At 67.1% G+C, this 8194-nt stretch carries 7 protein-coding genes; 4 read left to right on the forward strand and 3 right to left on the reverse strand.

Annotation, left to right across the window (positions count from 1 at the left end):
• A partial coding sequence (locus tag FE633_RS46400) for a transglycosylase domain-containing protein (protein ID WP_425473336.1) occupies positions 1 to 2511 on the forward strand: 2511 nt, incomplete at its 5' end.
• 181 nt (positions 2512 to 2692) lie between these two features.
• Positions 2693 to 4198 (forward strand): glycosyltransferase family 87 protein, encoded by a 1506-nt coding sequence (locus FE633_RS46405; protein ID WP_138051182.1) that lies wholly within the window; start codon positions 2693 to 2695, stop codon positions 4196 to 4198.
• A gap of 129 nt (positions 4199 to 4327) precedes the next feature.
• On the opposite strand, the gene FE633_RS46410 is transcribed toward FE633_RS46405, so the two are convergent.
• The 3 genes from FE633_RS46410 to FE633_RS46420 all read right to left on the reverse strand — a co-directional run bounded on the left by FE633_RS46410 (position 4328) and on the right by FE633_RS46420 (position 7073).
• On the reverse strand, positions 4328 to 5359 hold the full coding sequence (locus FE633_RS46410) for an alanine racemase (RefSeq protein ID WP_138051183.1): 1032 nt from the start codon (positions 5357 to 5359) through the stop codon (positions 4328 to 4330).
• A gap of 65 nt (positions 5360 to 5424) precedes the next feature.
• The gene (gene femX, locus FE633_RS46415; RefSeq protein ID WP_119106124.1) at positions 5425 to 6546 is read right to left on the reverse strand and encodes a peptidoglycan bridge formation glycyltransferase FemX; all 1122 of its coding nucleotides are present in this window, start codon (positions 6544 to 6546) and stop codon (positions 5425 to 5427) included.
• A 212-nt stretch (positions 6547 to 6758) separates the two neighbouring features.
• Positions 6759 to 7073 carry a hypothetical protein gene (locus tag FE633_RS46420; protein WP_138051184.1) on the reverse strand — a complete coding sequence of 105 codons (315 nt, stop codon included), beginning with the start codon at positions 7071 to 7073 and terminating at the stop codon, positions 6759 to 6761.
• 275 nt (positions 7074 to 7348) lie between these two features.
• Here FE633_RS46420 and rpsF point away from each other — a divergent pair, with 275 nt between their 5' ends.
• Together rpsF and FE633_RS46430 are read left to right on the forward strand one after the other, a co-directional pair.
• Positions 7349 to 7639, forward strand: a complete 291-nt coding sequence (gene rpsF, locus FE633_RS46425) for a 30S ribosomal protein S6 (protein WP_005482942.1) — start codon at positions 7349 to 7351, stop codon at positions 7637 to 7639.
• Between the two features lie 77 nt (positions 7640 to 7716).
• The coding region (locus FE633_RS46430) for a single-stranded DNA-binding protein (RefSeq protein ID WP_138051185.1) at positions 7717 to 8194 on the forward strand (478 nt) is incomplete at its 3' end.

Consider the following 8194-nt stretch of genomic DNA (forward strand, 5'->3'; position numbering starts at 1 on the left):
CGGCGCAGAGCTGCCGACGGCGCGGGGCGCGGAGGCTTCGGCGGCCTGGGCGGCGGCGGCCGCCGCGGCGGTCCGGGCGGCCCCGGCGGACCGAACGGGCATGGCAGAGGCCGTGGTGGCGTACCGCCCAAGAAGCGGATCATCGACTATCCGCGCGCGGGCAAGTACGGCGCGGCGCGGTGGGTGCCCTCGTGGAAGCTTGTGACGGGTACGTTCGTCGGCTTCTTCGGCAGCCTGATGGTTGTGGCGGGCATCGCGTACGCCATGGTGGGCGTCCCGAACGTCGCTCAGGCGGCGGAGGCGCAGAACAACGTCTACAAGTGGTCCAACGGCAGCACGATGGTCGCCACAGGCGGCGAGACGAACCGCCAGATCATCGGCTACGCCCAGATCCCCAAGGAGATGCGCTACGCCGTCATGTCGGCCGAGAACAAGACGTTCGAGACCGACAAGGGCGTGGACCCCATGGGTATCGGCCGCGCCCTGTTCAACATGGCCAAGGGCGGCGAGACGCAGGGTGGCTCCACCATCACCCAGCAGTACGTGAAGAACGCGCGACTGAGCGACCAGTCACAGACGGTCACACGTAAGTTCAAGGAGCTGTTCATCTCCATCAAGGTCGGCGCCACAGTCGACAAGAAGGAGATCATGGCCGGCTACCTGAACACCGCCTACTACGGACGCGGCGCCTACGGAATCCAGGCGGCCTCGCGTGCGTACTTCAACAAGGACGCCAGCAAGCTCAACGCGAGTCAGTGTGCGTTCCTGGCGGCGGTACTCAAGGGCGCCACGTACTACGACCCGGCGGGCGCGACATCGATCGACCCCGCCGCCACTCCCGAAGCCAACCTCAGGCGGGCCACTGAGCGGTGGAGCTGGATCCTCGACGAAATGGTCAAGGACGGCCATCTGACGGCGTCGCAGCGGGCGGGGTACAAGAAGTTCCCCGAGACCCAGAGTCCGCGGTCCAACGCCCAGCTGAGCGGTCAGGTCGGCTACCTGGTCGACCTCGCCAAGGCGTACATCGTCAACAACAGCGAAGAGACCGGGATCACCGCCGAAGACCTCCAGCGAGGCGGGTACACGATCCAGACGACCTTCGACAAGAAGATGGTCAACCAGCTCGAAAACGCGGTGAAGAAGGTCCGCAAGGAGAACATCGACCCGAAGGCGCGTCCCGACAAGGACAAGTACGTCCAGTTCGGCGGGGCCTCCGTGGATCCCGAGGACGGCGCGATCAAGGCCATCTACGGCGGCGAGGACGCGACCAAGCACTTCACCAACAACGCCGACCAGACGGGTGCCCAGGTCGGTTCGACGTTCAAGCCGTTCGTGCTGGCGGCCGCCATGCAGTGGGGCAAGCGCAACCCCGACCTCGGCCCGAACCAGGCTCAGGACGAGCGGACCAAGGTCTCCCCCAAGAGCCTCTACAGCGGCGAGAACAAGCTCAAGATCCAGGACTATGACGAGAACGTCTGGAAGGACAAGGAGGGCAAGGAGTGGCTGCAGAAGAACGACGGCGGTGAGTCCTACAACCCCCCGAGCTACCAGATCGACCTCCGCGAGGCGATGAGGGTCTCGGCGAACTCCGCCTACGTGCAGCTCGGCATGGACGTCGGTCTGGACAAGGTCAGGGAGTCAGCGCTTGACGCAGGCGTCCTGAAGACCAGTCTGGCCAGCGCCAACTACCCGTCCTTCTCGCTCGGCACGTCCGACCCCAGCGCGATCCGCATGGCAGGCGCGTACTCCACCTTCGCGGCCAGCGGCAAGCAGAACGATCCGTACTCGGTCAAGGAGATCACCGACAAGGACGGGACGGTCTTCAGGCACGCGGATGTCGCCAAGACCAGGCAGGCCTTCACCGCCCAGGTCGCCGACAATGTCACCGACGTCCTGAGGACTGTCGTTGACAAGGGCACCGGTACCGCGGCGAAGCTGGACGACCGACAGGTGGCCGGCAAGACCGGTACCACCGACGGCAACAAGTCCGCCTGGTTCGTCGGCTACACCCCGCAGCTCTCCACCGCGGTCTCCATGTACCGCATGGACGACAACGAGAGCAGCAAGAAGCGCAAGTTCCTGGAGATGTACGGAACGGGTGGCCAGAAGAAGATCCACGGTGCTTCGTTCCCGGCCGAAATCTGGCACGACTACATGGAGAACGCGCTCAAGGGCAAGGCCGTGGAGGACTTTCCGACGCCCGAGCCGATCGGCCAGGTCGTCAACGACGTCCCCACCCCGAGCGTGACCCCGTCGGCGCCGGAGACGGCGGACGAAGAAAGCCCGACGCCGAGCAATACACCCAGCGAGTCCGCGCCCACTCCCACACCCACACCGACCAACACCTGCGATCCCTTCGACTTCGAGTGCAACAACACCGGCGGCAATGACAACGGCGGTACCGATACCGGCGGAACCGACGGAGGCGTGAGTCCCACACCTACGGAGACCAACGACGGAAACAGTAGAGGCAATGGCAACGGGGGCCTCTTCGGAGGAGGCACCGGGTAGCTGTCACCAAGTGTGTTTCACGTGAAACGCACAGTTTCACGTGAAACAAGGGCCGCCGCACCGACAAGGTGCGGCGGCCCTTGTCGTACACGAGGCGGCGGCGGCCCGTACATAGGCGGCGAGCCACGGACCCGGCGGCTGGGCCCACACGCTCTCAGGTACGTACGGCAGGATGTGCGGTATGCCCAGTGCAGAAACGACGCGAGTGAACGTGGACGAGCCAGAGCCGGTTCGGCCGACCAAGGAGGACGAGGTCGCCGCGACCGGCAGCGAGCTGATCGGCGGCCCCATCGGACGGCGCGCTCTGCTCGGGACGTCCTGGTGGACGCCCGTACGCGTCATCGCGCTCGTCGCGATCGGCGTGTTCGCCCTCGGCATGGTGCAGAAGCTGCCCTGCTACGACGGCGCCTGGTTCTTCGGTGCCAGCTCGCAGTACACCCACGCCTGCTACTCGGACATCCCGCACCTCTACCAGGGACGCGGCTTCGCCGATGGGCTCGTACCGTACTTCGACAAGATCAACGGCGACATGGAGTACCTCGAGTACCCGGTACTGACCGGCGTGTTCATGGAAGTCGCCGCCTGGCTGACACCAGGCAGCGGCAGCATCCAGGGCCAGGAAAAGATCTACTGGATGGTCAATTCCGGGATGCTGATGGCGTGCGCGGCGGTCATCGCCGTCTGCGTGACCCGCACCCACCGGCGGCGGCCCTGGGACGCCCTGCTCGTCGCCCTCGCGCCGGCCTTCGCCCTCACCGCCACCATCAACTGGGACCTGCTGGCCGTCGCCCTGACGGCCGCCGCGATGCTGATGTGGTCACGGGGCCGTGCCCTCGCCTTCGGCGTCCTGCTGGGGCTCGCCACGGCCGCCAAGCTCTATCCGATCCTGCTTCTCGGACCGCTCTTCGTGCTCTGCTGGCGGGCCGGCAGGTGGCGGGAGTTCGGCACCGCGCTGCTCGGCGCGGGGGGCTCATGGCTGACCGTGAACCTCCCCGTGATGCTGCTCGCCCCCGAGGGGTGGTCGAAGTTCTACACCTTCAGCCAGGAGCGCGGCGTCGACTTCGGCTCCTTCTGGCTGGTGCTGTCCCAGCGCATGGAAGCGCCTTTCGCCACCGATACCGTCAACACGCTCGCAACGGTGCTGATGCTGCTCGCCAGCGCGGGCGTCGCGGGTCTCGCGCTGACCGCCCCGCGCCGCCCGCGCTTCGCCCAGCTCGCCTTCCTGATCGTCGCGGCCTTCATCCTCACCAACAAGGTCTACTCGCCGCAGTACGTGCTGTGGCTGGTCCCCCTCGCGGCCCTGGCCCGCCCGAAGTGGCGGGACTTCCTCATCTGGCAGGCGTGCGAGGTCGCGTACTTCCTCGGGATCTGGATGTACCTCGCGTACACGTCCAGTGGAGACGCCCACAAGGGGCTGCCGACCGACGGCTATCAACTCGCCATCGTCGTCCACCTGCTGGGGACGCTCTACCTTTGCGCCGTGGTCGTACGCGACATCCTCATGCCCGAGCGGGACGTGGTGCGCCGTGCCGGCGACGACGATCCCTCCGGTGGCGTGCTGGACGGGGCTGAGGACGTCTTCGTCCTCGGATCCGCGGCCCGTCCGCCGCGGCATGCGGCGCATTACGAGGGGCCCAGTGTGGAGTGGGGCAGCGGGGGAACCCAGGCGACCCGCAGTTCGCCCTGAGCGAACAGGGCGTAGGTCAGGCACGCCAAAGGCCGTACACGGGCTCCGTGTACGGCCTTTCGGGTTCTGCCGGGGCTCAGCGGTGGGCGCGGCCGAGGGCGCGGGCAGCTCCGCGGGTCCTCGTCCGGGTCAGCGCTCGACGACGCGGTCGAACTGTGTGGTGGTGTGCCGCAAATGGGCCACCAGTTCCTCACCGACCTTCGGCTCCGGCGCGTCCGTCGGCACGAACAGGATCGACACCTGCATGTGCGGGGGTTCCGCGAACCACCGCTGCTTGCCACCCCACACGAACGGAGAAAGATTCCGGTTCACGGTGGCGAGACCCGCGCGGGCGACACCCTTGGCGCGCGGCATGACGCCGTGCAGGGCTTTGGGGGACTCCAGGCCCACTCCGTGCGACGTACCGCCCGCCACGACGACCAGATAGCCGTCGGAGGCCGCCTTCTGCTGCCGGTAGCCGAAGCGGTCGCCCTTGGAGACGCGCGTGACGTCCAGGACAGCGCCGCGGTACTCCGTCGCCTCGTGGTCCCCCAGCCACAGCCGCGTGCCGATGCGGGCGCGGAAGCGGGTCTGCGGGAACTGCTGCTGCAGCCGGGCGAGTTCATCGGCCTTCACATGGCTGACGAACATGGTGTGCAGCGGCAGCCGGGCCGCGCGCAACCGGTCCATCCAGCCGATGACCTCTTCGACGGCGTCCGAGCCGTCGGTACGGTCCAGCGGCAGGTGGATCGCGAAGCCCTCGAGCCGCACGTTCTCTATGGCGGCGTGGAGCTGCGGCAGGTCCTGCTCCCTCACACCGTGCCGCTTCATCGAGGACATGACCTCGATGACGACACGGGCGCCCACGAGGCCGTAGACCCCGTCGACCGACGACACGGAGCGGATGACGCGGTCGGGCAGCGGCACGGGCTCCTCGCCTCGCCGGAACGGCGTCAGCACCAGCAGGTCGCCGCCGAACCAGTCCTTGGTCCGCGCGGCCTCGTACGTCGTGCCGACGGCCAGAATGTCCGAACCCAGGCGCGTGGCCTCGTCCGACAGCCTCTCGTGGCCGAAGCCGTATCCATTGCCCTTGCAGACGGGCACGAGCCCGGGGAACTGCTCGGACACCTGCTTGAGGTGCGCACGCCAGCGCGCGGTGTCGACGTAGAGCGTGAGCGCCATGGCCGGACCTGGAACCTTTCTCGTGGGCTTGGTGTATCAGAGGTATGCAGGCACATTCTGGGACGTCAGCGGCGCGACATGTAGATGTCGAGCGCCTTGTGGAGCAGCTTGTTGAGCGGGAAGTCCCACTCGCCGAGGTACTCGGCTGCCTGCCCGCCCGTGCCCACCTTGAACTGGATCAGGCCGAAGAGGTGGTCCGTCTCGTCCAGCGAGTCGGAGATGCCCCGCAGGTCGTAGACCGTCGCACCCAGGGCGTACGCGTCGCGCAGCATCCGCCACTGCATCGCGTTCGAGGGCCGGACCTCACGACCGATGTTGTCCGAGGCGCCGTACGAGTACCAGACGTGCCCACCGACGACCAGCATCGTCGCGGCCGACAGGTTCACGCCGTCGTGCCGGGCGAAGTAGAGCCGCATGCGGTTGGGGTCCTCGGTGTTGAGGGCCGTCCACATGCGCTGGAAGTACGAGAGCGGGCGGGGCCGGAAGTGGTCGCGTACGGCCGTGATCTCGTACAGACGCTGCCACTCCTCCAGATCGTGGTAGCCGCCCTGGACGACCTCGACGCCGGCCTTCTCGGCCTTCTTGATGTTGCGCCGCCACAGCTGGTTGAAGCCCTTGTGGACATCCTCCAGGGAGCGGTTCGCCAGCGGCACTTGGTAGACGTAGCGGGGCTGCACATCACCGAAGCCGGCCCCGCCGTCCTCACCCTGCTGCCAGCCCATGCGGCGCAGCTTGTCGGCGACCTCGAAGGCGCGCGGCTCGATGAAGTCCGCCTCGATGTCGCGCAGGCGCTTCACGTCCGGGTCCTGGATGCCCTTCTTGATCGAAGCGGCCTCCCAACGCCGGATGATCACCGGCGGCCCCATCTTCACGGAGAACGCACCCTGCTGCTTGAGGTGCGCGAGCATCGGATCCAGCCACTCGGTCAGATTTGGCGCGAACCAGTTGATGACCGGTCCCTCGGGCAGATAGGCGAGATAGCGCTTGATCTTGGGCAGTTGCCGGTACAGCACGAGGCCCGCCCCGACCATCTCGCCCGTCCTGTCGTCGAACCAACCGAGATTCTCGGAGCGCCACTCCGCCTTGACATCTGCCCAGGCCGGGACCTGCATGTGGCTCGCCGCGGGCAGGCTCTGGATGTATGCCAGATGCTGCTCTCGACTGATGGTCCTCAGGGTCAGGCTCATTCGGGGCGCTCCTCGGGCTGGTGTGTCCCCATGGGTACAGGGGCTCCTGGCTCTCGCGCCGAAGCCTACTGCGCCCTGTGAGCGCCCCGTCTGGCCGTACGGAACCTTGGCCGCGACCGGTACGCGGCCGGGACGTCTTCAGGTGTTGTCCGGCTGTGGGGCCGGGTGTTGTGAGGGTGCCGACCGGCGATCCCCGTTCGTCGGGGAGGCGGTCAGCCGATGATGCCGCCGAACAGACCGCCGTGCGCCATGCCGAGGAAGAAGCCGACGCCCGAGGCGCCGAGACCCAGGATCAGCCCGAAGCGCTGACGGGTCGTCTCGGAGACGAACTGCCCGCCCGCGCCGGTGATGATCCCCACCAGCCCCGTCCACGAGCTGATCAGATGGAGGTCGTGGAACATCGCCGTGATGAAGGACGTCACTCCGAGGACCAGCGTCACGGCGAGCAGGGCGTCCTGCAGCGGGTGAGGCTTGTGATCGGTGGCGAACAGGGATCCGGCGATGTTGGGTCGCACTGTCTGTGCCATGGGGCACCTCCTGCGGAAGACGGCGCATCGTAGCGCCATGCACACCCGATGTGTACAGATTGACGGTCCCGACCGCTGGATTTCAACCGGAAGCACGTGGGCGGGTACTCTGTACCGTCTGCACCGGTGTCTGTCCAGGCCACGGCACAACTCTCGCTCAGTCCGCTGGGCGACGGGCCCGATTGTCAGTGGCGCCCGATACCGTTGCGTACGCATCACGACCCTCCTGCCACGGAACGACCGTGGCCGCTGAGTCCAAAGGAGGTGGGTTCTACATGCGTCACTACGAGGTGATGGTCATCCTCGACCCCGATCTGGAGGAGCGCGCCGTCGCCCCTCTGATCGAGAACTTCCTCTCCGTCGTCCGCGAGGGCAACGGAAAGGTCGAGAAGGTCGACACCTGGGGCCGTCGTCGTCTCTCGTACGAGATCAAGAAGAAGCCCGAGGGCATCTACTCGGTCATCGACCTGCAGGCCGAGCCTGCGGTCGTCAAGGAGCTCGACCGCCAGATGAACCTGAACGAGTCGGTCCTCCGGACCAAGGTCCTCCGTCCCGAGACCCACTGAGCTCTCCCGCTCAGCTGATATCGGGCATCGAGTAGCAGCACCAAGCAGCCAGCAGCAAACCCGCCGAGAGGTTCCCTATGGCAGGCGAGACCGTCATCACGGTCGTCGGCAATCTTGTCGACGACCCCGAGCTGCGCTTCACCCCTTCCGGTGCGGCGGTTGCGAAGTTCCGTGTCGCGTCCACCCCCCGCACCTTCGACCGTCAGACCAATGAGTGGAAGGACGGCGAGAGCCTGTTCCTGACCTGCTCGGTCTGGCGTCAGGCGGCGGAGAACGTCGCCGAGTCGCTCCAGCGAGGCATGCGCGTCATCGTGCAGGGCCGGCTGAAGCAGCGGTCCTACGAGGACCGTGAGGGCGTCAAGCGCACGGTCTACGAGCTCGACGTCGACGAGGTCGGCGCGAGCCTTCGCAATGCCACGGCCAAGGTCACCAAGACCACCGGCCGAGGTGGCCAGGGCGGATACGGCGGCGGTGGCGGCGGCCAGCAGGGCGGCGGCTGGGGCGGCGGCCCCGGTGGCGGTCAGCAGCAGGGCGGCGGCGCTCCCGCCGACGACC

Source organism: Streptomyces montanus (assembly GCF_005786655.1).
Lineage (GTDB): Bacteria > Actinomycetota > Actinomycetes > Streptomycetales > Streptomycetaceae > Streptomyces > Streptomyces sporangiiformans.